At 58.3% G+C, this 25,488-nt stretch carries 24 protein-coding genes and 1 pseudogene; 10 read left to right on the forward strand and 15 right to left on the reverse strand.

Translation table 11 applies throughout. The annotated features are described in order from the left end of the window. Nucleotide 1 precedes the first annotated feature (1 nt). Nucleotides 2–1,210: a chromate efflux transporter gene (gene chrA, locus ACA079_RS12360; protein ID WP_497703703.1), complete on the reverse strand. Its 1,209-nt coding sequence runs from the start codon at nucleotides 1,208–1,210 to the stop codon at nucleotides 2–4. A gap of 185 nt (nucleotides 1,211–1,395) precedes the next feature. Here chrA and ACA079_RS12365 point away from each other — a divergent pair, with 185 nt between their 5' ends. The 3 genes from ACA079_RS12365 to ACA079_RS12375 are packed head-to-tail and all read left to right on the forward strand — an operon-like array spanning nucleotide 1,396 to nucleotide 4,391. Next, complete coding sequence (locus ACA079_RS12365; RefSeq protein WP_497703704.1) at nucleotides 1,396–2,367, forward strand: tripartite tricarboxylate transporter substrate binding protein; 972 nt, start codon at nucleotides 1,396–1,398, stop codon at nucleotides 2,365–2,367. Next, the gene (locus tag ACA079_RS12370; RefSeq protein WP_497703705.1) at nucleotides 2,364–2,858 is read left to right on the forward strand and encodes a tripartite tricarboxylate transporter TctB family protein; all 495 of its coding nucleotides are present in this window, start codon (nucleotides 2,364–2,366) and stop codon (nucleotides 2,856–2,858) included. The genes ACA079_RS12365 and ACA079_RS12370 overlap by 4 nt, the downstream gene beginning before the upstream one ends. Before the next feature lie 24 nt (nucleotides 2,859–2,882). After that, nucleotides 2,883–4,391, forward strand: coding sequence for a tripartite tricarboxylate transporter permease (locus ACA079_RS12375; protein WP_497703706.1), 1,509 nt, complete (start codon nucleotides 2,883–2,885; stop codon nucleotides 4,389–4,391). A 269-nt stretch (nucleotides 4,392–4,660) separates the two neighbouring features. On the opposite strand, the gene ACA079_RS12380 is transcribed toward ACA079_RS12375, so the two are convergent. The 4 genes from ACA079_RS12380 to ACA079_RS12395 all read right to left on the reverse strand — a co-directional run bounded on the left by ACA079_RS12380 (nucleotide 4,661) and on the right by ACA079_RS12395 (nucleotide 6,626). Next, the gene (locus tag ACA079_RS12380; protein WP_462005132.1) at nucleotides 4,661–5,080 is read right to left on the reverse strand and encodes an organic hydroperoxide resistance protein; all 420 of its coding nucleotides are present in this window, start codon (nucleotides 5,078–5,080) and stop codon (nucleotides 4,661–4,663) included. A 236-nt stretch (nucleotides 5,081–5,316) separates the two neighbouring features. Continuing rightward, a complete protein-coding gene (gene msrA / locus ACA079_RS12385; protein ID WP_497703707.1) occupies nucleotides 5,317–5,823 on the reverse strand; it encodes a peptide-methionine (S)-S-oxide reductase MsrA in 507 nt (168 codons plus the stop codon). A gap of 55 nt (nucleotides 5,824–5,878) precedes the next feature. Further along, nucleotides 5,879–6,130: a hypothetical protein gene (locus ACA079_RS12390; RefSeq protein ID WP_497703708.1), complete on the reverse strand. Its 252-nt coding sequence runs from the start codon at nucleotides 6,128–6,130 to the stop codon at nucleotides 5,879–5,881. A gap of 94 nt (nucleotides 6,131–6,224) precedes the next feature. After that, nucleotides 6,225–6,626: a GFA family protein gene (locus ACA079_RS12395; RefSeq protein ID WP_497703709.1), complete on the reverse strand. Its 402-nt coding sequence runs from the start codon at nucleotides 6,624–6,626 to the stop codon at nucleotides 6,225–6,227. Nucleotides 6,627–6,763: 137 nt separating this feature from the next. Here ACA079_RS12395 and ACA079_RS12400 point away from each other — a divergent pair, with 137 nt between their 5' ends. Continuing rightward, nucleotides 6,764–7,324, forward strand: coding sequence for a nucleotidyltransferase family protein (locus tag ACA079_RS12400; protein ID WP_497704315.1), 561 nt, complete (start codon nucleotides 6,764–6,766; stop codon nucleotides 7,322–7,324). Here ACA079_RS12400 and ACA079_RS12405 read toward each other — a convergent pair. The 3 genes from ACA079_RS12405 to ACA079_RS12415 all read right to left on the reverse strand — a co-directional run bounded on the left by ACA079_RS12405 (nucleotide 7,233) and on the right by ACA079_RS12415 (nucleotide 9,158). Next, on the reverse strand, nucleotides 7,233–7,916 hold the full coding sequence (locus tag ACA079_RS12405; protein WP_497703710.1) for a helix-turn-helix transcriptional regulator: 684 nt from the start codon (nucleotides 7,914–7,916) through the stop codon (nucleotides 7,233–7,235). The two genes, ACA079_RS12400 and ACA079_RS12405, sit on opposite strands and share 92 nt — an antisense overlap. A gap of 19 nt (nucleotides 7,917–7,935) precedes the next feature. After that, a complete protein-coding gene (locus ACA079_RS12410) occupies nucleotides 7,936–8,565 on the reverse strand; it encodes a hypothetical protein (protein ID WP_497703711.1) in 630 nt (209 codons plus the stop codon). A gap of 161 nt (nucleotides 8,566–8,726) precedes the next feature. Continuing rightward, nucleotides 8,727–9,158 carry a nuclear transport factor 2 family protein gene (locus tag ACA079_RS12415; protein WP_134418515.1) on the reverse strand — a complete coding sequence of 144 codons (432 nt, stop codon included), beginning with the start codon at nucleotides 9,156–9,158 and terminating at the stop codon, nucleotides 8,727–8,729. Between the two features lie 281 nt (nucleotides 9,159–9,439). On the opposite strand from ACA079_RS12415, the gene ACA079_RS12420 reads away from it, so the two are divergent. The 5 genes and pseudogenes from ACA079_RS12420 (at nucleotide 9,440) to ACA079_RS12440 (ending at nucleotide 13,368) form a co-directional block, all read left to right on the forward strand. Next, entirely contained in the window at nucleotides 9,440–10,072 is a 633-nt protein-coding gene (locus ACA079_RS12420; RefSeq protein ID WP_497703712.1) for a CDP-alcohol phosphatidyltransferase family protein, read from the forward strand. Continuing rightward, nucleotides 10,059–10,658, forward strand: a complete 600-nt coding sequence (locus tag ACA079_RS12425) for a lysophospholipid acyltransferase family protein (RefSeq protein WP_046049021.1) — start codon at nucleotides 10,059–10,061, stop codon at nucleotides 10,656–10,658. Before ACA079_RS12420 ends, ACA079_RS12425 begins: the two co-directional genes overlap by 14 nt. Beyond that, nucleotides 10,655–11,602: a phosphatidate cytidylyltransferase gene (locus ACA079_RS12430; protein WP_497703713.1), complete on the forward strand. Its 948-nt coding sequence runs from the start codon at nucleotides 10,655–10,657 to the stop codon at nucleotides 11,600–11,602. Before ACA079_RS12425 ends, ACA079_RS12430 begins: the two co-directional genes overlap by 4 nt. A 164-nt stretch (nucleotides 11,603–11,766) precedes the next feature. Further along, nucleotides 11,767–12,270, forward strand: a pseudogene (locus tag ACA079_RS12435) (MCP four helix bundle domain-containing protein); the annotation flags it as partial. A gap of 444 nt (nucleotides 12,271–12,714) precedes the next feature. Next, nucleotides 12,715–13,368, forward strand: coding sequence for a methyl-accepting chemotaxis protein (locus ACA079_RS12440; RefSeq protein WP_497704316.1), 654 nt, complete (start codon nucleotides 12,715–12,717; stop codon nucleotides 13,366–13,368). 105 nt (nucleotides 13,369–13,473) lie between these two features. Here ACA079_RS12440 and ilvD read toward each other — a convergent pair whose 3' ends face one another. Next, on the reverse strand, nucleotides 13,474–15,156 hold the full coding sequence (gene ilvD, locus ACA079_RS12445) for a dihydroxy-acid dehydratase (RefSeq protein WP_497703714.1): 1,683 nt from the start codon (nucleotides 15,154–15,156) through the stop codon (nucleotides 13,474–13,476). Between the two features lie 386 nt (nucleotides 15,157–15,542). Between ilvD and mqo the strand changes: the two genes are divergently transcribed. Beyond that, a complete protein-coding gene (gene mqo, locus ACA079_RS12450) occupies nucleotides 15,543–17,189 on the forward strand; it encodes a malate dehydrogenase (quinone) (RefSeq protein ID WP_497703715.1) in 1,647 nt (548 codons plus the stop codon). A 116-nt stretch (nucleotides 17,190–17,305) separates the two neighbouring features. Here the strand turns inward: mqo and ACA079_RS12455 are convergent, their stop codons facing one another. From ACA079_RS12455 to ACA079_RS12480, 6 genes are all read right to left on the reverse strand, one after another. Further along, entirely contained in the window at nucleotides 17,306–17,584 is a 279-nt protein-coding gene (locus ACA079_RS12455; RefSeq protein WP_497703716.1) for a hypothetical protein, read from the reverse strand. Nucleotides 17,585–17,776: 192 nt separating this feature from the next. Next, nucleotides 17,777–18,400 carry a hypothetical protein gene (locus tag ACA079_RS12460; protein ID WP_497703717.1) on the reverse strand — a complete coding sequence of 208 codons (624 nt, stop codon included), beginning with the start codon at nucleotides 18,398–18,400 and terminating at the stop codon, nucleotides 17,777–17,779. A 141-nt stretch (nucleotides 18,401–18,541) separates the two neighbouring features. Further along, nucleotides 18,542–19,372: a diaminopimelate epimerase gene (gene dapF / locus ACA079_RS12465; protein ID WP_497703718.1), complete on the reverse strand. Its 831-nt coding sequence runs from the start codon at nucleotides 19,370–19,372 to the stop codon at nucleotides 18,542–18,544. A gap of 272 nt (nucleotides 19,373–19,644) precedes the next feature. Continuing rightward, a complete protein-coding gene (locus ACA079_RS12470) occupies nucleotides 19,645–20,664 on the reverse strand; it encodes an AbrB family transcriptional regulator (RefSeq protein WP_497703719.1) in 1,020 nt (339 codons plus the stop codon). A 152-nt stretch (nucleotides 20,665–20,816) separates the two neighbouring features. Continuing rightward, on the reverse strand, nucleotides 20,817–23,072 hold the full coding sequence (gene katG, locus ACA079_RS12475; RefSeq protein WP_497703720.1) for a catalase/peroxidase HPI: 2,256 nt from the start codon (nucleotides 23,070–23,072) through the stop codon (nucleotides 20,817–20,819). A 379-nt stretch (nucleotides 23,073–23,451) separates the two neighbouring features. Next, nucleotides 23,452–25,488, reverse strand: a complete 2,037-nt coding sequence (locus ACA079_RS12480) for an LTA synthase family protein (protein WP_497703721.1) — start codon at nucleotides 25,486–25,488, stop codon at nucleotides 23,452–23,454.

Here is a 25,488-nt window from a genome sequence, read left to right on the forward strand (position 1 = left end):
CTCACAACAGGACACTCAACAGCCACCCCACGACCCCGCAGCCGACCACCACCAGCCACGGAGGGAGTTTCCAGAACATCAGTGCAACCAGGGCGACCAGCGCCAAACCGAAGTCTTGCGGCTTGAAAATGGCACTGGTCCAGACAGGCTGATACAGCGCCGCCAACAACAGGCCGACCACCGCTGCATTGACGCCGGCCAGCGCGGCCTGTGTGCGCAGACTGCGGCGCAAGCGCTCCCAAAAAGGTAAGGCCCCCACGATCAACAGAAAGGACGGCGCGAAGATCGCCAGCAAGCAAATCATGCCGCCGATCCAGCCCGACGGGGCGAGGTTCATCGAGGCGCCGAGGAACGCGGCGAAGGTGAATAGGGGACCGGGAACGGCCTGCGCGGCGCCATACCCGGCAAGAAAGGTTTCGTTATTGACCCAGCCAGAGGGCACCACCTCGGCTTGCAGCAATGGCAAAACAACGTGCCCCCCGCCGAACACCAGTGAGCCGGACCGGTAGAAGGCATCCACCATCGCCACGGTTTGACTGGGCAGCAGCTGTGACAAGAGTGGCAAGCCAACCAGCAATACCAGGAACAGCGACAGCCAGAGCGCCCCGGCCCGGGGGCTGATCGTGATCGGCAGTGGATCGTGCTCGACACGCTGATCGGGTTTGAACAACAAGAGGCCGGCGAATCCCGCGGCGACGATCACGCTGACCTGTCCCCAGGCGGACGGTTCAAGCAGGGCGACGCAGGCTGCAATCACCATGAGGGTGACTCGCAGCACGTCCGTGCACAGGTTGCGCGCCATGCCCCAGACCGCTTGCGCAACCACCGCGACGGCCACCACTTTGAGGCCATGCAGTGCGCCGGGCGCGAGGGCCGTGCCGTAATGGGAAATGCCCAGTGCAAACAGGATCAGCGCAATGGCCGAAGGCAGCGTGAAACCCGTCCAGGCAGCCAGTGCCCCGCGGTATCCCGCCCGAGACAGACCCAGCGCAATGCCAACCTGACTGCTGGCCGGCCCCGGCAGGAATTGGCAGAGCGCGACCAGGTCCGCATAGCTGCGCTCGGTCAGCCAGCGCCGTCGTGTGACGAACTCATCGCGGAAGTAACCCAGGTGCGCAATGGGCCCGCCGAAAGAAGTCAGCCCAAGGCGCAGGAAGATCAGAAACACCGACCACGCGCTGCTGCGGCCATCGGCATGAGTGTTGGCCATGTGTTTACCTTCCTGGTTCGAGCGGGCCCGGTTCATAGGCGAGTGACGATAGCGAATTGGTTAAATGCTGTCTCCCTAACCATGGCCTACGCTTATCCGCAGGCCAATGTTCATTGAGCAGGGTTTTTCGCCCTGATCGACGTTCATCCGGCACCTATAAAAACAATGCAATCGGGAGACAACTTATGTCCGCTTTGTTCCGTCGATTCAGCCGCTGCATCGCAACGGCCGTTACCGCAGCTGCGCTCGCGACACCGGCCTTTGCGCTGGACACCGTCAAGTTCATGGCCCCGGGTTCTGTGGGTGGCGGCTATGACCAGACCGCCAGGGTCCTGGGCAAAGCCTTGATCGAGGCCAACACGGCCAAATCCACCACCTTCGAGAACAAGGGCGGAGCAGGGGGGACGTTGGGGCTGGCGCAGTTCGCCAACAGCACCAAGGGCGATCCGAATGCGCTGCTGGTTGTCGGCGCGATCATGGTCACTGCCATTGAACAGAACAAACCGCAAATCACCTTGAAAGACGTAACGCCGATTGCCCGGCTGTTTACCGAATACAACGTGATTGCCGTCCGCAAGGAGTCTGAATTCAAAACCCTGGAGGACTTGCTGAAAGTCTTCAAAGACAAGCCGACCAGTATTTCCTGGGGCGGTGGCTCCAAGGGGTCGATCGATCACATCGGCATTGCCGAGTTGGCCGCGAAAATGGGTGTCCCGGTCAATAAGGTGAATTACGTCGCCTTCGCGGGTGGGGGTGAAGTCGTTGCTCAGGCATTGGGCGGGCAGATCAAGGTGATCACCGGTGGTTATGCCGAGCTTGGCCAATACATCAGGAACGGCCAGTTCCGAGTACTCGCCATCGGTGCGCCAGAACGCATTGAAGGCATTGATGCACCGACCCTCAAAGAGAAAGGCTACGACGTGACCATCGGCAATTGGCGGGGTGTTTACGGCGCCGCGAACCTCACGCCCGAGCAGCGCAAAGAAGTGATCGACGCCGTCGTGGCCGCCACCAACAGCAAAGTCTGGAAAGACAATATCGACACCAACAAATGGGCACCCAATGTCCTGACCGGCGATGAGTTCGGCAAATTCGTCGACGAAGAGCATTTGCGGCTGCGTGCGATGCTGGTCGAGGTCGGGCTGGTTTCGAAATGACTCAGCCTCGCGCAATAGTGCCGGTGCAACTGGCGATCGGCGTCGGAGTGATTGCCATCAGCGCCGTGTTGGCGGTGGGCGCATTCCGGTTTCCACCCGAGATGGGCTTCGTCATCCTGGGAGCCCATGTCTATCCGTACGCCGTCGCGGTGTTCCTGGGCGTTGTCGGTCTGTTGCTGTGTTATCAGGCCGTCACCGGTGGTTTTCGCGAGCTGGCAGACCACAGCGACGAAGCTGCCCAAGCACTGCCCGGCGGTAAAGCCGGCGCAGCCTGGGTGACGGCGGGGCTTGTGGGGGTGGCCGTGCTGATTAACCTCATCGGCTTCGTATTGGCCGCAGGGCTGCTGTTTGCCTGTTCGGCGCGGGGGTTTGGCAGTCGTCGTCCAGTGAAGGACCTCGCTATCGGCATTGCCCTGACCCTGCCGATTTACTGGCTGTTCAACGCCGGGCTAGGGGTTTCCCTGCCGCCCCTTGTCAATGCCTGGATCTGACCCGGGCCGAAGGAGGTAAACAAGGTGGAAACTCTCGCGAACCTGGCCATTGGTTTTTCCGCTGCGCTGACACCGATCAATTTGATGTGGGGCTTTATCGGCTGTTTACTCGGCACCGCCATTGGTGTCTTGCCGGGTATTGGCCCGGCGCTGACGGTGGCGTTGCTGCTGCCGATCACCGCCAAGGTCGATCCTACGGGCGCCCTGATCATGTTCGCCGGTATCTATTACGGCGCGCAGTTTGGCGGCTCGACCACCTCTATCCTGCTCAATACGCCCGGCGAATCGTCCTCTATGGTCACGGCCCTGGAAGGCAATCTCATGGCGCGCAACGGCCGGGCAGGACCGGCCCTGGCAACGGCCGCGATAGGCTCATTTGTTGCCGGCACCATCGCGACGGTGTTGCTGACGTTGTTTGCCCCGATTGTTGCCACGCTGGCGCTCAAGTTTGGTCCTGCCGAGTATTTCGCGATTCTGGTGCTGTCCTTCACGACGGTGTCTGCGGTACTCGGCGCTTCAATGCTGCGCGGTTTTGTCTCGCTCGGGATTGGACTGACCATCGGGTTGATCGGCCTGGACTCGACCTCGGGCATTGCCCGCTACACCTTGGCGGTGCCGGAGTTGGTTGATGGCATCGAAGTCGTGCTCGTGGCGGTCGGGTTGTTTGCAGTGGGTGAAGCCTTGTACAGCCTGCTGTATCAAAAAGAAGAAGAGTCCGGTCGGCACCGCTTGACCTCGTTGTGGATGACGCGCTCTGACTGGAAACGCTCGGTCCCCGCCTGGCTACGGGGCACGTTGATCGGTTTTCCATTCGGGTCGATTCCAGCCGGTGGCGCTGAAATTCCGACGTTCCTGTCCTATTCGGCGGAGCGCAAATTGAGCAAGTACCCGAAAGAGTTTGCGGGCAACAAGGGCGAGGGTGCAATCGAGGGGGTTGCCGGTCCCGAGGCGGCCAACAATGCGAGCGCGACGGGTTCTTTGGTGCCGCTGCTGACGCTCGGCATCCCGACGTCCGCCACCGCGGCGATTCTGTTGGCCGCGTTCCAGAACTACAACCTGCAGCCGGGGCCGATGCTCTTCCAGACTTCAGGGGAACTGGTTTGGACCTTGGTGGCCTCGCTGTATGTCGGCAACGTGATTCTGCTGGTGTTGAATCTCCCGTTGGTGGGGCTGTGGGTCAAACTCCTGCAGATTCCCCGGCCGTACCTGAACGCCGGCATTCTGGTGTTTGCCACCATCGGCGTGTACGGCATGCGTCACTCTTCCTTCGATCTTTTGCTGATGTTGGCGATTGGTTGGGGCGGAGTGCTGATGCGTCGTTTCGATTTCCCCGTCGCCCCCGTGATCGTCGGCATGCTGCTGGGGCCGATGGCTGAAAAGCAGCTGCGCAACGCGTTGTCCATCAGCGAGGGAGACTGGCTGGTGTTTGTGACGCAACCGATATCGGCCGCGTTCCTCGCGCTGACGCTACTGGTGCTGGTGGTCCCGCACCTGCTTCACGCCCGCGGCATCAAGTTGCATGAGGACGATTGAGCAGAGTGGCCAGCGCAGCCTGCCGGGAACGCAGGCTGCGTGGGTAATGCTGTTCACTTAAGCAATTTCAGCCGCGACGCATTCTTTGTAGCAGCTGCCGAAGGCTGCGTTCGGCTGCGCAGCAGTCGTGAGTCCGGCTGCCGTGGTGTACCTGACGCATCGCAATTGCTGATTTTACGACTGCTTCGCAGCCGAACGCAGGCTTCGCCAGCTGCTACAGATCGCATTACGGCTTAAGTGAACAGCATTAGGCTGCACGGGTGCTTTGGTTAAACCAGATTGATCGTGACGTCGATGTTGCCACGGGTCGCTTTGGAATACGGGCATCTCTGGTGGGCGCCATCCACCACTGCCCGTGCGACAGCAGGGTCCAGGCCCGGAAGGCTGACATTGAGGCGCGCCTGGAGGAAAAAGGCGTCTTCGGTCTTGCCCAGGTCCACTTCGGCATCGACGGCGACGTCGCTCGGCAGGGTCACCTTCAACGCGACAGCCGCCTTACCCATTGCACCGATGAAACAGGCCGACCAACCTGCAGCCAGCAGCTGTTCGGGATTGGTGCCACTCCCTGACGAGCCAGGCGCGGAAAGCTTGACGTCCAAACGTCCATCGTCGCTTCGCGACTCGCCGTTACGGCCTCCCGTCGTGTGGGTCTTGCCGGTATAAAGCACGGTATCGATTTCATTGATCATGAGGTGGCTCCTGCTGGGGTGTTGGGCTCTTTAGCCTGGGTTCATCGGAGAACGCCAGGTGTTCGACGCCACCCACTTTTTCACCTTCATGTACTGCGTATGTGTCCTGATCCGGCGATTGTGTATCGCTGTGTAAGATCGCCAGCGAACATACAGAGCGATACAAATCTGCCGGCCGGGGCTGGAAATGACGGCCAAACGTTGGGCCTCCACAACAGGCTGGACCGGCCGAGACATCACCCTCGTTTAGGCAGTTTCCAGTTTGGCCGAATGAAATGGCAGGTGTAACCGTTGGGATAGTGTTCGAGGTAGTCCTGATGTTCCGGTTCTGCCTCCCAGAATGGGCCTGCGGGCACGATTTCAGTCACGACCTTGTCGGGCCACAAGCCAGATGCATCAGCGTCGGCCACGGTGTCCTCGGCCACCTGCTTCTGTTCATCGTTGAGATAGAAGAGTGCCGAGCGATAGCTCATACCCACATCGTTGCCCTGACGATTCTTCGTCGTCGGGTCGTGGATCTGGAAGAAAAACTCGAGGATCTGGCGATAGCTGATCTGGTCCGGATCGAACACGATCTCGATCGCTTCCGCGTGCGTGCCATGGTTGCGGTAAGTGGCATTGGGTACATCGCCGCCCGAGTAGCCTACCCGCGTGGAGACCACGCCGGGGTAGCGTCTTAGCAAATCCTGCATGCCCCAGAAGCAGCCACCGGCCAGGATGGCAGTTTCAGTTCGCGTCGTCATAGTACGGTCCCTCCCATCAGTGAATTTAGCGTCCGGCCGCGGGTCGTCGCATCGGTCATAACCACGACTCGGTAACACGGCGGTCCAGTTCTTCCCAGTCCGCCATGCCCAACACCCTGGTCGTGTTGAGGCCCCGCAGGTAGCCCCTGAGCTGATTGGCTGACGCCCGCCGCTCGTCAGCGCGGGCATTGTCGTCGTGAAGCGCTTCCTCGTAGAGCTGCAGGTACTCGGCGACCCGGTCGCGGTACTCCGGCAACACGGCCTCAAGAATCAAGTCGAAAGTCCGTAGCTTCTGATTGGCGTTCACGGTGTCATCCCAGGAGGTTTTGAGGGTTTTTGTCTGGTTTGGCGGATCAGGTATCAATGTACCTCAAGTGGTTTCGCCTTTTGGCCGAAAAAGCTCACTCAATTCTTGGCCAGCGATCCTCAATCTCATACCACGGCGCTTTCGATGCAACACACACGTGTTTCTGTTTTTCACTCAAAAACGGCGTATCCAGCGTGCCTATCGCCACGGACATCCAATCCGAAAACTCACCTTTGGAATCAGACCAGAACAACGAAGAGCCGCAATCGCCACAGAACTGTCGGGCGACACCTTCAGACGAGTTAAAGGTTTTCAGCGTTTCGACACCCGCAATGATCGTAATTGCTGACCTGGGTGCGCTTGCATACGTCGCGAACGCTGCCCCGTGACCCTTGCGGCATTGGCTGCAGTGGCAATGGGTAACCGCTTTCAACTCGGCGGCCACTCGATATTTCACTGCGCCGCACAGGCAACTTCCTTGGTGAAGTGCATCCATGTTTATCGTTTCTCAGGTGTCGGTCGCGCCACTTTAGCGGTCTGCCGAGTGGAGTGAAACCCAGGCGCCCGGTCTTTCGTCAGGCGGTTTTAATGTATCGTCAGCCCCCAGGATTTGATGCGTCCCATGGAGAGAGCATGACGTTAACCGCTGAAACGTTGATTGAGATCGCGATGGCCAATCCGGCAAATGCAGAGATTGCCCGGCGCTTGCCTTCACTCGGCCTGGACCAATGCATGTTGACGGCGGGCTGCCTTTTTCAGGCGGTCTGGAATCATCAAACCGGGCTTCCCGCCGCTTGGGGCATCAAGGATTACGACGTTTTCTACTTTGATGAAGACGTGTCGTGGGAGGCCGAGAATGAAGTCATCGTTGCCGCCCGGAAGCTCTTTCACGACGTCGACGTAAACATCGAAATCAAGAACCAGGCACGGGTTCACCTTTGGTACGGTCAGCGATTTGGCAGGGCTTATCCCAAGCTTCAGTCGGCAAAGGATGGCATCAATCGGTATCTGATTGCGGGGACGTGTATCGGTCTGGATGTGGTGACTGGCGAGGTGTACGCGCCTTACGGTTTGAGCGATGTCGAAGAAGGGCTTTTACGGATCAATCCGGTGAATCATCAGCCTGATCTGTTCGATCAGAAGGCCCGGAGTTATCAGGCTCGCTGGCCTTTTCTACGAGTGGTCGCAGTTTGAATCGACAGACATTGCCGCCGCGCACCATGCACTCCGTGTGATCGACTTCACCACCGCCTAACGCTCCGATCAAGGCCAAGTCCAGTTCGCAGACCACCGGGTGGGCTGCGGCCAGGCGGTGGAAGACGCAATTATGCGCGACGATTTCCTTGTCGTCGGACGAGCGAAAAAACACTTCTGCTTCGTATCCCGCCTGGTTCATGTGCTGCACGATCCTGGCTTCGTCAACCACCTGTGGTTCGCGGTCCTGGGCCAGTTTTCGGCCCATGCTGCGCATCAGCGAAGCCAGGGCATCGTGGCCGATGATGTCGGCCACTTCCTCGATCAGCACACTGGCCAGCATCTGGTATTGGCGAGGGAACTGCTCGCGCGCATGGTCGGTGAGCCGATACAGCTGCTCTGGTCGCCGGCCCGTCGGACGGGTTTCGCCGCGCAGCACCAAGGCGTCACGCTCCAGCGCCGCCAGATGCTGGCGAACGGCGGTGCGTGTCACCGAAAGATGGTCAGCCAACTCGTCAATGCTCATGCCGCCCGCGTGGTGCAGCAGTGCATTGAGCAGGTCCTGCTGTGTACGGCCCAGTCCTTCCAGCATGGTTTGCCCTCGCGCGGTATCAGAACTTGTCCGGGAACTGCTTGACCAGTGCGGCCGTCAGCGCGTCAGCCAGCGACACGATATGGCTGCGCATCATCTGCCAGGTGCGTGCTTCGCCTGCATAGTCGTGCGCGGCGAGTTCATCGACCTGGGCGACGTGGTGGCCGCCGTGAGCCGACAACATGGCAACCAGCGTGTTTTCAGGCAGGTTGGGGTTGGCTTTGGCCAGAAACGCCGCAATCGCCTTGGCATTGCTGGTCAAATCCGTGACAGCAGCCTGCTTGCCTTTGGTGTCTTTGGCGACCGTGGCGTCGCTGTAGTGTTTCACCGCGCCCCAGTGACCGGCAAGCAGCTTGAGCAGTTGATCGGCTGCGGGCTGGCCGTAGAGCGGAGCGATGCTGTTGGCGATTTTGGTCGCGTTGTCGACGACCTGGTCAGCGGCGACTGTGGCTTGCTGTTTGTCCGCTGCCTGATTGGCGATCGCGTAATTTCTGATCCAGAAAATATGCTCGACCCACAGGTCGCGCAAGGCCAGGCGCGTGGTCAGCGCAGCGCTGTCGGCGGAGGCTGGAGCGGCGGGGGGATTCTGACTCCAGGCCGGTTGAGCACAGAACGCCAACAGCATTAAAGCCAAAACTTTGATATTCATGACGGCACCCTCTGGTGATGGGATTGTTCGACAATATCAATTTAAGCATACAAATATGTTTTTATAGGATTCAGGTCAAACTCGCGGATCAACGGTAGATAAAAGGGGAGAGTAGGGACACCGCAGCCTGGCTGACCGGCGTCCCCTTCGTTAAGCAAGAATCAGAACTTGAACGCTTGTCGGCCTACCAGCAACCAGTGGCCTTTCTGTTTTTGCCAAATCTGGAAGTTCTCGATTTCGGTCGGAACCACTTCGGTGCCTTTGAGCGCTTGTGCCGAGAAGTGATGGCGGACTAACGCTACGTCACCCGACACGGTGATGGTCTGGTTCTGCATCTCCAGGGTTTTGAACGCGCTTTTGCCGGTTTCGATATCGTCAATGAATGCTTTCTTGTCCTGGATCTTCCCGCTGGAATGCCCATAGGTCAGGTTCTCGGCGGTGAGCGCTTTCAGTTCGGCAATGTTCTTGTGCAACATGGCCTGCGTCAGATGGTCGACGGCTTGCGCAACATCCTTGTCCGCGGAAGCGGGGGCGGCGGCTACGTAGCCGCTGAAGAGGCACAAGAATCCAATCAGCAGTTTCACTTTTTTCATGGGTGTTTCCTTGTTGTTGTGGGTCGTCGGAGCGAGAGTGAAAATATCACTTATCGGTCATCGTACAACCTAGCATGCAGCCGAGGAAAAAACGAACGTGCGTTGAGGGCTTTTCTCGAGGTTTAAGGCAGGAACGACGTCCCGAAAAAAGAAGGTGAAAACTGTTGGCTGGGGAGAAGCAGGGTTCGTTAGCAAAGTCTTCATATTGCTGGGTGTAGTCGGCGCGACTCGCCATTACAATGCAACACGTAGTAACTCATCATTTATAGGGATATTGGCTAGTGGATGACAACAGAAGGCCCATCAAGACGCGCTCTGCGGGCTGGGCAAAACGCATCACCGACATTCTGGTGAAAAGAGACATTTCCCCCAATCAGATATCCGTCGCCAGCATCGCCTTCGCGCTTGCCGGCGTCGTGGCGCTCAATATCGATAGCGGTGTCATTGGATCAATCTTCTGCGCGGTCGGCATTCAGTTGCGCCTGCTGTGCAATCTCTTCGATGGGATGGTGGCGATTGAGGGCGGCAAGAAGTCCGACATCGGCAGTCTCTACAACGAATTCCCGGACCGGATTGCCGACAGCCTGCTGATCGTAGGGTTGGGGTATGCCATTGGGCAATCCGACCTCGGATGGTTCGCTGCCCTGGCGGCGGCGCTTACTGCGTATGTCAGGGTGTTCGGCGGCTCGATTGGCCTCAAGCAGACCTTCATGGGCCCTATGGCCAAGCAGCATCGAATGGCCGTGATGACCGCAGGATTGCTGCTGAATGCCGTCGAAGCCAGCGTTTATGGCACTCACTACGTACTGTTGATCGCGCTGGCTGTCATCGCCATTGGCTCAGTCGCCACCTGCGTCACACGAACGCTGGCGATCGCCAAGCAGCTGAAGGGGACCGACCATGTGGATCAGTAATGCGCTGATTTCTGTTCTTCGACTGCTGATTGGCGTCACGGCCAGGTGGGAGAGCCCGCCGGATCTCACGCGTCAGCGAATCTATTTCGCCAATCACACCAGCCATATGGACACCTTGGCCATCATTGCGGCCCTGCCGCCCGAGGCCAGGTTAAATGTGAAGCCGATCGCCGCTGCCGATTATTGGGGAAAGAACCGGTTTCTGTCGTACATCTCCCAGAAAGGCCTGAATGCCGTGTTGATTGACCGTAAACCGGCGCCCGGTAAAAACGCGCTGGAGCCCATTTTCGATGTGGTGCAGGCGGGTCATTCGATCATCTTCTTTCCGGAAGGCACTCGCTCATCCGAGGCACTGCCCGGGGAATTCAAATCAGGTCTTTTCCGGCTGGCCGAGACCTTCCCCGATGTCGACCTGGTACCGATCTACCTGGAAAACCTTCATCGCTCCATGCCCAAAGGCAAACACGTCCCTCTGCCGATCATCTGCACGATCCGTATCGGCAATCCGATGGAAAGGATTGCTGGCGAGGACAAACAGGTGTTTCTGGAACGCGCGCGTAACGCCATTGTGGGGCTGTCGAAATGAGTCTTGAAGCAAAGTTCTTGTGGTTCTTTTTTGGATTGGCGTGCTTGCTGGCGATTGCTTCGGTGGCCGGTCGATTGCTGGCCCGGCGGGCCAAAACGGAAGGCGCTGTCTCGACCATCGAAAACCTCAATCAGCGCGTGAATGCCTGGTGGGGGATGGTCATCATCTTCTTCGTTTCCTACCTGCTGGGCGGCAATGCTACGGTCGTCCTGTTCGGGTTCATCTCTCTGTTCGCGCTCAGGGAGTTCATCACCCTGACACCGACCAGGCGGGGTGACCATAACGCCCTGTTTTCGGCGTTTTTCATCCTGATCCCGCTGCAATACATTCTGATCGGTACGCACTGGTATTCGATGTTTACGCTGCTGATTCCGGTGTATTCATTCCTGCTGTTGCCGGCGATTGCGGTGCTGAGTCAGGACACTGACGGTTTCCTGGAAAGGACTGCAAAAATCCAGTGGGGCGTGATGATCTGCATTTATTGCATCAGCCATGCACCCGCGCTTTTGCTCCTGGATCTGGAAGGATTCACCGGCCAAAACGCGCTGCTGCTGTTCTATCTGGTGTTCGTCGTTCAGTTGAGTGACGTGTTGCAGTACGTGTTCGGCAAGCTCTTCGGCAAGCACAAAGTTGCGCCGCTGGTGAGTCCGTCAAAAACGGTCGAAGGTCTGGTCGGTGGCGGCCTGTCCGCAACACTGATTGGCGGCTGCATGTTCTGGATGACTCCCTTCAGCTTCTGGCAATCGCTGATGATGTCGTTCGTCATCGTGGTGATGGGCTTCCTCGGTGGTCTGGTCATGTCGGCAATCAAACGCAGTCTGAGCGCCAAGGACTGGGGGACCATGATCAAAGGTCACGGCGGCATGCTCGACCGGATGGACTCGATTTGCTTCGCCGCGCCGATCTTCTTTCACCTGACGCGCTACTTCTTCTCCGCGGCCTGATTCGGGCGCCCTCAAAACCGAAAAAACATACCGCATGTCGTAAAGACATGCGCGTATGGATATTCGCTTCAATAACCACTCGTGCCAGCCGATAACCTTTTCAGCAAACCAATCCGCAGTTGGCTTTACGCCACTGACAAACGTGCTGAGAGAGGATCCACAGAGTGTCCATAAAATTACGTTTGATTCTGCTGATTGGCACCGGGCTGATTACCGCGTTGATCATGAGTCTGGTCAGTTACCTGGGGAACACCCAGATGGCTGGGGCGGTGAATGACAACGAGGTCAGTATGGCCGTGCTGCGCAATCACCTCGAAGCCGACATGATGCACGACGCGTTACGCGCCGACGTGCTGTCGGCGATGCTGGTCGGGTTGGGTAAAAGCACCAGCAGCAAAGCCGAGGTGCGCAGTTCCATCGAGGAACATGCGGCGCATTTTCGTGAAATGCTCGGTGAAAACCTCAAGCTGCCGGTCAACGACACCCTTAAAGCGGGCCTGAACAAGATCAAGCCCAGCCTCGATACCTACATCAGCGCCGCCGAACGCATCGTCGCGCTGGCGCTGGAAAATCCGGAAGCCGCGCAGCAACAACTGGGCAGTTTCAGTAGCGTATTCAGCCAGCTGGAAGACCAGATGGCCGCCCTTAGCGAACTGATCGAAACCAACACCCAACAGACCAGTGTCGGCACTCAAAAAGTCATCAGCAACGCCAACTTCACCCTCGGCGGCGTCCTGATCGCCAGCCTGTTATTGCTGCTGGCCCTCGGGCGCGGGGTGATGCTGAGCATCATGGGTCCGTTGCAAACCGCCAGCCGCATCGCCCATGGCAACCTGAGCGAACCGATTGCCGAGCCCACTCACAACGACGAAGCGAGCGCCCTGATTCGCAGCCTCGCGACCATGCAACGCGACCTGCGCGGCATGATCGAAGTCGTGCGCAGCAACGCCCACGGCGTGAGCGGCATGAGTGAGCAATTGAGCAGTGGCTGCCACGAAGTCGCCGGCAGCAGCCAGCAGCAAAGCGTAGCGGCCAGCACCATGGCAGCGGCCGCCAGCGAAATGACCGCGAGCATCGAGGAAATCACTCGGCATGCCGAGCGCGCACTGAACATGGCCAATCAGGCCGAGGCACTGGCCAAGGATGGCGGTCGCGTGATCCATCAGGTGGTCAACGACATGGATGGTATTGCGCGTTCGGCGCAACAATCCGCTCAGGTGATCCGCACGCTGGACAAGGAGTCCGAAGGGATTTTCAGCATCATCCAGGTGATCAAGGGCATCGCCGACCAAACCAACCTGCTGGCGCTCAACGCCGCGATCGAAGCCGCTCGCGCCGGTGAGCAGGGCCGTGGATTTGCAGTGGTGGCCGACGAAGTGCGCAGCCTGGCAGGACGCACCAGCGCCTCCACCCAGGAAATTGCCACGATGGTCTCACGCATCCAGCAAAGCACCCGCGAGGCAGTGACCAGCATGGAGGCGGGCGTGGCGCAGGTCGACAAAGGCATGGCTGTGACCGCCGACGTCGAGCGCGCCATCCGCGAAATCCTCGACGCCACGTTGAACACCACGCAACTGGTCAACGACATCACCCGCACCATCGGTGAGCAGAGCCTGGCCAGCAATGAAATCGCCCATCAGGTCGAAATGATTGCCGGCATGTCCGAAGGCAACAGCAAGATCATTGGCCGGACTGCCTCAACCACTGATGAGTTGTCCACCCTGGCGGGCAAGCTGTCGCAGTCGGTGGATCGGTTTCGGCTTTGATGCGGGGCTAAAAGATCGCAGCCTTCGGCAGCTCCTACGGGATTTGCGTACATCCGGGACGTACGCGATCGATGTAGGAGCTGGCGCAGCCTGCGATCTTTTGATCTAGAGGTACTTATCCGTCACGGCGCCTTCCGAGGCGCTGGACACGGTCTTCGCGTACTTGGCCAACACCCCGCGTTTGTACTTGGATTCCGGGCGCACCCAACGGGTCTTGCGCTCGGCCAGTTCGGCATCGGAAACATCGACCGTAATCTGCCGTGTTTCAGCATCGATGGTGATTTTGTCGCCGTCTTCAATCAGCGCAATCGGGCCGCCATCAAAGGCTTCAGGCGTGATATGGCCCACCACAAACCCGTGTGAACCGCCGGAGAAACGGCCGTCGGTGATGAGCGCAACTTCCTTGCCCAGCCCCTTGCCCATCACCGCCGAAGTCGGCGAGAGCATTTCGCGCATGCCGGGGCCACCTTTTGGACCTTCGTAGCGGATTACGATCACATCGCCGGCTTTGACTTCGCCGTTGAGGATACCGGCCAGCGCACCTTCCTCACCGTGGTAAACCCGGGCCGTGCCTTCAAAGCGCAAGCCTTCCTTGCCGGTGATCTTGGCCACGGCACCGGTGGGCGAAAGGTTGCCGCGCAACACCACCAAATGGGAGTCTTTTTTGATCGGTTGGTCGAAGGGCAGGATCACGTCCTGACCTTCGGGGTAATCGGGTACGTTTTCCAGGTTTTCGGCCAGGGTTTTGCCGGTGACCGTCAGCGCATCGCCATGCAGCATGCCGGCGGCGAGCATGCGCTTCATCAGCGGCTGGATACCGCCGATGGCCACCAGTTCACTCATCATGTATTTGCCGCTGGGGCGCAGGTCGGCCACCACCGGGGACACCTTGCCCAGCTCGACGAAATCATCCAGCGTCAGTTCGACATCCACGGCATGCGCCATGGCCAGAAGATGCAGCACGGCATTGGTCGAGCCGGCGAGGGCGATTACCACCCGAATCGCATTTTCAAAGGCTTTGCGGGTCATGATGTCGCGCGGTTTGATGTCTTGCTTGAGCAGTTCCATGACCTGCTGACCGGCGCGGAAACTGTCCGAAGCCTTGTCACTGCCGACGGCGTCCTGAGAGCTGGACCCGGGCAGGCTCATGCCCAACGCCTCAATCGCGGAAGCCATGGTGTTGGCCGTGTACATGCCGCCGCAGGAGCCGGGGCCGGGAATCGCCACTTCCTCGATTTGCTTGACCTGAATTTCGCTGATGTCACCCCGTGCGTGCTGACCCACGGCCTCGAATACGGAGATGATATCGGTGTGTCCGGCGCCCGGCCGGATGGTGCCGCCATAGACGAAGATGGAAGGGCGATTCAGCCGCGCCATGCCGATCAGGCAGCCCGGCATGTTCTTGTCACAACCGCCCACGGTCACCAGGCCGTCAAAGCCTTCGCAACCGGCCACCACTTCAATGGAATCGGCGATCACTTCCCGCGACACCAGCGAATACTTCATGCCTTCAGTGCCGTTGGCGATGCCGTCGGAAATGGTGATCGTGTTGAAAATGACGCCCTTGGCGCCCGCGGCATTCGCGCCTTTTTCGGCTTCAATCGCCAGCTTGTCGATGTGCATGTTGCAGGGCGTGACCATCGCCCAGGTGGAGGCGATGCCGATCTGCGGTTTCTTGAAGTCCTCGTCCGTGAAACCCACGGCGCGCAGCATGGATCGTCCCGGCGCGCGTTCCACGCCGTCGACCACTTGGGAGGAATATTTGCGCAAATCGTTTTTGTCGCTCATGACTGCTCCTCACAGGCTCGTCGAGAAAATCACGATGAGTATAGTGGGCTCAGCGCTCCTGCCCGGACTATCAAGTCGGGAACAGACGCGCGGGTTTGCCGTGTCGTGATATTCTTCGCCTAACTTGCTTTGACCTATTCAGTTTGCGCGTCCTTGAGACGCGCAAACAGAATCACTGTCGCTCAAGTAGCTGAAGCCAATAACGATAAAAAGTCAGTTCAGTAGGGACATATAAACTGAGGTCGATGGAGACACGTCGGCCTTGTGTGCCCACCCTCCAATCCTTATGAGTGCGGAACCCACAGCATGCTGCCTGCATGCCGTGAACCAGGGGCCTCAAGCGTGGGGATGGAAGGGCGGATGGCGTTTTATCAAAGGTGCTACACATGTTTAAAAAAATGAACACGGCCCTGCTGGGGCTGGCTTTGTCGATGGGGATCGCGTCCGCGCAAGCGGAAGAGGCAAAGAAAGTCGATGTGTTGCTGATTGGCGGCGGCATCATGAGCGCGACCCTCGGTGTTTGGCTCAATGAGCTTGAACCGGGTATGTCGATGGAAATGGTCGAGCGCCTCGACGGCGTCGCCCTGGAAAGCTCCAATGGCTGGAACAACGCCGGTACCGGTCACTCCGCTCTGGCCGAGTTGAACTACACCCCGGAAGACGATAAAGGCAACGTTCAGATCCCGAAAGCCGTTGAAATCAACGAAGCCTTCCAGATCTCCCGTCAGTTCTGGGCCTGGCAGGTTCAGCAAGGCGTGCTGAAGAACCCGCGTTCGTTCATCAACTCCACGCCACACATGAGCTTTGTGTGGGGCGATGACAACATCAAGTTCCTGAAAAAGCGCTACGAAGCCCTGCAAGCGAGCCCGCTGTTCGCCGGCATGCAGTACTCCGAAGACCCGGCTGTGATCAAGAAGTGGGTTCCGCTGATGATGGAAGGGCGTGACCCGAACCAGAAAGTCGCGGCCACCTGGTCTCCAATCGGTACCGACGTCAACTTCGGCGAGATCACCCGCCAGTTCGTTGCGCACCTGCAAACCACGCCAAAGTTCGACTTGAAACTGTCTAGCGAAGTGCAAGACATCACCAAGAACGAAGACGGCAGCTGGCGCGTCAGCTACAAAAACCTGAAAGACGGCAGCAAAACCGAAACCGACGCCAAGTTCGTGTTCATCGGCGCGGGCGGCGGTGCACTGCACCTGCTGCAGAAGTCCGGCATTCCTGAAGCCAAGGAATACGCAGGCTTCCCGGTTGGCGGCTCGTTCCTCGTGACCGAGAACCCGACCATCGCCGAGCAACACCTGGCCAAGGCCTACGGCAAAGCCTCCGTTGGCGCACCGCCAATGTCGGTTCCGCACCTGGACACCCGTGTCCTGGACGGCAAGCGCGTCATCCTGTTTGGCCCATTCGCGACCTTCAGCACCAAGTTCCTGAAAGAAGGCTCGTACTTGGACCTGCTGACCACCACCACCACGCACAACGTGTGGCCAATGACCAAAGTCGGCATCAAGGAATACCCGCTGGTCGAGTACCTTGCTGGTCAACTGATGCTTTCTGACGAAGACCGCCTCAACGCCCTGAAAGAATACTTCCCGAACGCCAAAGCCGAAGACTGGCGCCTGTGGCAAGCCGGCCAACGCGTGCAAATCATCAAGCGTGATGAAGCTGCTGGTGGCGTGCTGAAGTTGGGTACTGAGATTGTTGCCTCGCAAGACGGCAGCATTGCCGGTTTGCTGGGTGCATCGCCGGGCGCTTCGACTGCTGCACCGATCATGCTGACCGTGCTGCAGAAAGTGTTCAAGGACAAGGTTGCTTCGCCAGCCTGGCAGGAAAAGCTGCATCAGATCGTGCCTAGCTATGGCACTCAGTTGAATGGCAGCCCTGAGAAAGTGGCTGAGGAGTGGGCTTACACCGCCAAGGTGTTGCAGCTGACTCCGCCGCCGGCGATTGGTCAGGTGGTGGCTCCGGCTGCTGCTCCGGCTGCTCCGGCTAAGGCGCCAAAAGCTAATGCTGCTACTGATATGGCTCTGTAACTAGAAGCCTAATCAAAAGCCCACTGAACCGGTGACGGTCAGTGGGCTTTTTTGTGGGCGGAATTCAGTTCTTGCAGGTTACGCAACACTAAGGCCGAAGCGGGCGGACCGCTAACTCAGTACTGCGTTGGTTTTTTTTCAACGTCCTTAGAACCGCTAGAGGTGGCCGCATCTTTGTCCGTCTCTTCCGAGTCGGCACCGGAGTTTGAGCCCGCAGCTTCCTCACCTTTTTTGTCGGCCTTGTCCTCCTTGGATTCAGAGCCCTGGGCGTGGTTGATTCCGGGAAGCGCGGCAGGTGGCACAGCAGATTCTCCAGCCGTCTTTTCGGCAGCAAGTGCGAAAAGCGAGCAGGCGAACAGGCCCGCGATCGTGAGAGCAGCAATTGTCCTGTTCATCATTTAGGTCTGCCATGTGAGGGGTGTACAGCGTTGGAAAAACCGGGAAGGGGAAGGTGCTGAGGAGCTGACAAACGGTGGTGGCTCTTGAGTTCGTAGCTCCAGATTACGAAATGCTAAGGCTGACTAGTTTTTTGTGACGAGGGGGCTTGCCCCCGTTGGGTTGCGAAGCAGCCCCAGAAAGGTAAACGATCATTCAACGTCGTACATCAATTCCAAGCTATTTATCCATTCATTCGGCGCGTCGTACCTTGCGTAATAAATTTCCCTTTCTGCGCCGATTAAATTAGTAAAAAACGGCGAGAAGTAACTGTCGTTATAGTAGCCCTGAGCGCCTTGCATATTTCCTCCCCACCACAACGGGTTGTACCCCTCAAACGCTATCCAGGGTGGCGGAACGGCCAATTTCTCAAGCTGAATGATGTTCAGAAATTCGACGCTGTTCGTAACCATCCGGATCGTTGTGGCGTTAAATTCTCCGTCGGATCTGAAATAGATCAGGTGGTTGTTTTCTCGGATGTCTGAATAACGTTTTACGGGAAGGTCGTTGAATGGTTTTTCAGTCTTGAACCTGAAATTCGATTCGACGAGTGCCGAAAACTTATGAGCGTCTTCATTGCCGATTAAGAAAACAGAGTAATAGGCCGAGACACCGATCTCCTCCAAAGACACCCCTTGCGGATAGTCGGTCAGAGGCCGAGGGAGGCGTGATAGAGGCTCAGCAAAAACTGACTTCAACTCTGGTATGGAGTAGCCGGCGACTTGTTCTTCCTGGCCACGTCTTACGAAAGTTTTTATGCGACTAAAAATACTCATTTCCTATCCTCGATCCTTGAGATTACCAATCAATCTTGCCCTTTTTTGAGCGCTGACAGATAGACGTGCTGCTCTGCTATCCAAGCATCCGGGTAGGGCTCCGAGTCCTCTGGACCGCCTCTGTTTATCACGATATAGCCACTATAAAACGTGTAACAAACTATCCGTGATTGTTCCCGAAAAAGTCGTCTCTACCGGTCCAATAAGAAAAACAGGTCCCACACCATCCCATTGAACCGTTACGGTTCCGCCATCACATTCAACCTCAACGGAATTCTCTAACAAACCACGACGAATTCCGTTAACAGCGGCACCACAAGAGCAGGAACCTGAACCGAGCGGAATGCCTCCCCAGCGCTCCCAAATGCGCAACCGAATATGCTTTCGGTTAATGATCTGGACGAAATGCACGTTCGTCCTGAGGGGGAATAGGGGGTTGGTTTCAATTGTCGGTCCGATTGCCGCTATATCAATGGCCGTTAGATCATTCACAAAATAGGTGCAGTGCGGATTTCCCATGCTGCAAGCTGTTGGGTCACCAGCAAGTGGCAAAACAGCTGTATCCAGTTCCAGAGACAGGGGAATATCCGACCAGCCGAAAAGCGGCTCCCCCATGTTGACGGAAATTGCGCCGGTCGAGGTTCGTTCGCAAGTGAGTAGACCACGGTTGGTTCGGAGCGCTATCGAAGTGGTATTTGATTCGCGCATCAACATATCCGCGGCGCCCCGCGTTGCGCTGCCACAAACGTCCAGCGTGGAGCCATCTGCATTCCAGAACATCAAACGTGCATCTGCATCTGCATCTGCATCCTCGCAATCGAGCACCACCGCGAGTTGATTGAATCCGACTCCTCGGTGCCGATCCCCCATTCGCCGAGCCAGGGTACTTGTCATTGGATTGGCCGCGTTTCGCGAGTCCACAATAATGAAGTCATCGCCATTGGCGTGCATTTTATGAAAACTCAGCGGCATAAATAGATCCTGGCGGAATTGACGTTTAAAGGCGATCTAGCCCCAATCCGGTGTTCTGATCCGTATTTTCCTGCGCCATCTGCATCTGTAATGCACGCAGCCTCCGGCTCACAATAACGGCACGCTCCGCAGTCGCGGAAACCACTGCACCGCAAACTCATAATGTAGGAGGCCCAATGGGCAAGATGGCGATTTTCCTGGGTGGATTTCTGGTGTTGACCATTTTGATTGGTGCCCTGGCCACGATCTCTCCCACTTAGTCCTTTCTGCGATCAGACATCTTCCCGCCAGCGCCGCGCCTGAACGACCAATGCCGGCGCAAAGTGCAGCACGACCATTCGCACCAAGTGATGGGTCAGGATGAACACCACGTTCAGCCCGCCACTGAAGGCGACGAGGGCGATGGTTTCGATGGCGCCAGGCATGTACGCCAGCCACAACGACAAGGGATCGCTGCCCAGAACCCGCCCGGCCACTGCGGCAAACGCCGCTGCGATCAACAACATCAAGGCGACGGCCATCAACCCGGCCCGTCCGTGGCGGACAAGTTCTGCGAGGCTGATGTCTTTGAATTTCGAGCCAATCAGCACGCCGAGGAGGACCACGGCGGTGTCGACACTCCATGACGGCAGGTGGAAGGCCTGGAGATAGCCCATCTTGAGGTAGACGCCGGTGACGACGATCGCGGTGAGCATGAACGGTGCCGGTACGCCGACGCTCAATAGCAAGCGGCCGAGCAACATGCATAAGGCGATCAGTGTCAGCAGGGTCAGCGCGGTATTCGTTAGCAGCGGGCTGCTCTCGGCAAGTGCCACGTCGGTCTGTCCGGGAATGCAGAAACTAACTAGCACGGTGATCGACAGCAGTCGCACCAGGTGCACGACGATCACTTTGCTGGACGCGCGTTCGGACTCGAGTAAATCGAATACGGCGGCGAGTGCGCCTGGATACACGGCTAACAGGGAGTCCTTCGGGTTCCATCCCGAGACCTTGAGCAGCCACAAACCGGCCACGACGCTCTGGACCGTCAGGCCCAGGAGCATGAAGCCCAGGCTGGGCAACATGGCGGCCGCCGTTTGGCTGTTCCACGAGGTGAACATCAGGCCGGTCGCGATCCCCAACACGATTTGCACGTAGCCAAGGCTGAAGGGCAGCGTCGGGGAAAAACGCAAGTTGCTGGCGATCAACGCGGTGGCGAGTATCGAACCGAGCAACAGGCCATGAGGGAGACCGGCATATTGCAGCGCGGTGCCGACGCCAGTGGCGATCAGCAAACACAGTAGGGTTTTCATGGTTTGAAGAGTCTTCCTTGATTCTTGTATGAACCCAACGCTTGCATCCGGGCCACGCACGTTTTCCCATCTATCGGCGTGAAGCGTCAAGTGACAAAAAGCACAACGCCTCCACAGTGGGAGGCGTTGCTGTTTCAGCGATACCGCTCGTGTTACTTAACGTCGAAGCGATCCAGGTCCATCACTTTGGCCCAGGCGGCTACGAAGTCTTTGACGAACTTCTCCTGCGCATCAGCGGTTGCATAGACTTCCGCCAGCGCTCGCAGCTGCGCATTTGAGCCGAAGACGAGGTCGACGCGGGTGCCGGTCCACTTCAGGTCGCCGGTTTTGCGATCGCGCCCTTCAAACTCTTCATTAGCCTCCGACACCGGTTTCCATTCCACGCCCATATCCAGCAGGTTTTTGAAGAAGTCGTTGGTCAACGCTTCCGGCTGCTTGGTGAACACACCGTGCTTGGTTTGTCCGACGTTGGTGTTCAGCACGCGCATGCCGCCAATGAGCGCGGTCATTTCTGGCGCGGTGAGTGTCAGCAGTTGCGCCTTGTCGATCAACAGCTGCTCGGCCGCTACGCTGTATCTGCCTTTGAGGTAGTTGCGGAAGCCATCGGCGATGGGTTCGAGGAAGCCGAAAGACTCCACATCCGTCTGCTCTTGGGAGGCGTCCATGCGTCCTGGTGTGAAAGGCACCGTTACGGTTTGACCGGCATTTTTTGCCGCTTGTTCGACGCCGGCGTTACCGGCCAGCACGATCAGGTCTGCCAGCGAGATCTTCTTGCCGCTGTTGTTGAACTCGCTTTGGATGCTCTCGAGTTTTGCCAGCACGTTCCCCAGTTGGTCAGGTTGGTTGGCCTGCCAGAACTTCTGTGGGGCCAGACGCAAACGCCCACCGTTGGCGCCACCGCGTTTGTCGGAGCCACGGAAAGTGGAAGCTGCCGCCCAAGCCGTTGATACCAGCTGCGAGACGGTCAGGCCCGAGGCGAGGAGTTTGCTCTTGAGTGCGGCGACGTCACTGTCGTTGACCAGGGCATGGTCGACCTCTGGAATCGGATCTTGCCAAATCAGCTCTTCGCTCGGCATTTCCGGGCCGAGGTAGCGGGAGAGGGGACCCATGTCGCGGTGGATCAGCTTGAACCAGGCGCGGGCGAACGCGTCGGCCAACTGGTCTGGATTGGCCAGGAAGCGCCGCGAAATCGGTTCATAGATCGGGTCGAATCGCAGCGACAGGTCGGTGGTCAGCATGGTCGGATTGCGACGCTTGGACGGGTCGTGAGCATCCGGAATGATGCCGGCGCCGGCGTTGTTTTTCGGTATCCACTGGTTCGCACCGGCCGGGCTTTTACTCAGTTCCCACTCGAAGCCGAACAGATTTTCCAGATAGTTGTTGCTCCACCGGGTGGGCGTGGTGGTCCAGGTTACTTCCAGGCCGCTGGTGATGGTGTCAGGGCCTTTACCGGTGCCGAAGCTGTTCTTCCAGCCAAAGCCTTGTTGTTCGAGGCCAGCGGCTTCGGGCTCGGCGCCGACATTGTCGGCAGGTCCGGCGCCGTGGGTCTTGCCGAAGGCGTGGCCGCCGGCGATCAGTGCCACGGTTTCTTCGTCATTCATCGCCATGCGCGCGAAGGTTTCGCGGATGTCTTTCCCGGCCGCGACCGGGTCGGGGTTGCCTTCCGGACCTTCCGGGTTCACATAGATCAGGCCCATTTGCACGGCGGCGAGCGGGTTCTCCAGGAAGCGCCCCTGGTCGGTGCGGCTCTCCTCATTTTCCCCCGGCTCAGCAACGAGTGGGCCTTCGCCAGGCTCCTGCATGGGCTCGTTTTTTTTGCCGTAGCGGGTGTCGCCGCCCAGCCACTTGTTTTCCGAGCCCCAGTAGACGTCCTCATCCGGTTCCCAAACGTCCGGACGACCGCCGGAAAAGCCAAAGGTCTTGAAGCCCATGGATTCCAGCGCGACGTTGCCGGTGAGGACGATCAGATCCGCCCAGGAAATTTTACGACCGTACTTTTGCTTGATCGGCCAGAGCAGCCGGCGTGCCTTGTCGAGGCTGACGTTGTCCGGCCAACTGTTGAGTGGCGCGAAGCGTTGCTGACCGGAACCGGCGCCACCACGACCGTCACCGGTGCGGTACGTACCGGCGGCGTGCCAGGCCATGCGAATGAAGAGTGGCCCGTAGTGACCGAAGTCCGCCGGCCACCAGTCCTGGGAATCGGTCATCAACGCAGTCAGGTCTCTTTTGACCGCTTCAAAGTCCAGGCTTTTGAATGCTTCGGCGTAGTTGAAGCCCTCGTCCATGGGGTCGGACAGGGACGAGTGCTGATGGAGGATCTTCAGATTCAGTTGGTTCGGCCACCAGTCGCGGTTTGTCGTGCCACCGCCAGCGGCGCCAATGAACGGGCATTTCGATTCGTTTGCCATGTGTGAGCTACCTTTGGTCGTATTCATCCGGCTATCCGGCCCAATGTGGGCGTTAAACAGCAACGGGCGAAACCAATGACACAGGCTGCAGGGCCAGCAGTTTGATCAACTGATTGTTTTGATCACACGGGAATTCTGAATAGCGGCAATCGAGTTGCCTGCACGGTGGCCTACGGCAGGTTTAGTCAGGCTTCTGACCCATTCCTATCTCCTTATCAGCTCTTGACCGGCCGGCTTATGGTGCCGGCGCTCGGATAAGGTTAGACCCCAGTTGGGAAGTCAGCTAATAGGGGGAGTATTGGGTCGTGATAGGCAGAGTCTTTTACTGGCGTCACGGGGAGGTCCCGCGTCTATTTCAAGCATAGACGCGGGAAAGCCGTTACTTACGTACGTTCTGGTACAGCATCAACCTTGAGGTTTCATGCATGGCGCGGGTCAGCTGCGACAGGCGCTTGAACTCTTCAGGGTTTTGCTCGGCGACGTTGTCCAGCGGCGTCGGTGAGGCCAGGTCATGGAGACTTGGCGAGCTGCCGTCGTGTTCCATCTGCACCATGTAGTGCTGAGTGACGCCGGCAATCAGCGGGAATGTGCCTTCACGCAACACCAATGGCACCACGCGTTCGCCTTCGGGCGCAGGCTGCTGAATGTCACGGCCCATGCCGCTGTTGCGAAACTCAAGGCCGGCCATGCCCGCCACGGTCGGCAGCAAGTCCACCAGGCCGACCGCTTCCTTGACCTTACGCGTCCCCAGCAAACCCGGTGCGTGGATGATCATCGGCACCGCGTTGCTTTCCAGACCCAGTTGCTCGTAGGCCGGTGCCAGGAACGGGATTTGCGCGATACGGGTGTTGTGGTCGCCAAACAGCACGAAAATGGTGTTGTCGTACCAGCCGCCGGCCTTGGCGATTTCCATCAAGCGACCGATGTTGAAGTCCAGCAAACGCACGGCGTTGTACTGCTCGACACTGCGCGATCCTGCGGCCTGCACTTCCTCCAGGGTAGGGTGCTTGACCTCGAATCCATCATTGGTCTTGGGAATCGTGAAGGGACGATGGTTGCCGGCCGTCTGCACATAGGCGAAGAACGGTTTGTCCTTGGGCAGTGCTTGCAGGATCTGGTCGGTTTCCTTGAACAGGTCCAGATCGGAAATCCCCCAAACATCCACCACCGGGGACTTCCAATCCCGCTCTTCGAACAAGCGAACGCCGTCGATGCTTTGCCGGATCAAGGCATTCATGTTGGCCCAGCCGGAGTTGCCGCCAATGGTGTAGATCTTGTCGTAACCGGTGAAGGCGTTGATCAGTGTGTTCTGCTTGGTGATCAACGGATTGCGCGTCGCGGTTTCCTGTCGAGTGACGTCAGGTACACCGCTAATGCTGGCCCAGACGGTTTTTGCGGTCCCCGTCACCGGCACATAGAAGTGCTCGAAGAACCAGCTCTGCGTGGCCAGGCGATCGATGTTCGGCGTCGGATTGATCGGGTTGCCGTAGGCACCGACGGCGCTGGTGCCCAGCGATTCGAGCATGACGAACATCACGTTCGGTGGCCGCGAGCCCGGTACTTTGTAAGGCTGTGGCGCCTGGTGACGGACGAAATCAAGGGTTTGCGGGTCGGGTTTGTCCACGCCCAGGTAGTTGGCCATCACCGCGTAGTGTTCGCGCACCTGCGCTTCGTCATAGCGCGACTGGCCGACTTTGACCGTGTCGTAGAGGAACAACACCGGGTTCAGGCCCAACGCAGCGATCTGGTTATTGCCCGAGAAGAACGCATCGCTCCAGCGCAGCGGGACCGGGTTTTCAAGGTTCATGTTTTCGACACGACCTAAAATGCCCAGCAGCACCACCACGACCATCAACGCGCCGCCCAATGTCGCGGAGAGCCGGCGAATGGCTTTGCGAGGGCGGTCCAGCGTCACGCGTTCCAGACGCACCAGGGCCAGTGTCACCAACGCGACCGTTGCCAGCCAACCCAGTGAAATCCAGATCACCGGGTAGGTCTGCCAGACCATGTCACGGGATATTTGCGCATCCTCGATGAAGCGCAGCACGGTGGCGTTGATCCTCACGCCAAGGTAGGCGTAATGACCAAAATCGATGATGTAAATCAGCAGCAGGACGCTCAGGGCCGCGACCAGATACACGCGCGCGATCCGGCGAAGCAGACGGCTGCCGATCAGGTTCCAGCGAGGAATCCAGGCCAGCAACGCCAACGGCAACATCGCCAGGATGGCCAGGCGCAGATCGAAACGAAAGCCGATCCCCAGGGTTTCCATGACGTCATTTTTGTCGATCAGGGCGTTGGCGTCGAAACCGGAATAGCCGAAAAAAAACATGACCCGAAGCACAGCAAACAGCGCGAACGTAATCGCTGTCGCGCCCAGCCAGTAATGTAAACGTCTCGAGTGCAACCAACCCAT

Source organism: Pseudomonas sp. LBUM1645, assembly GCF_059716185.1.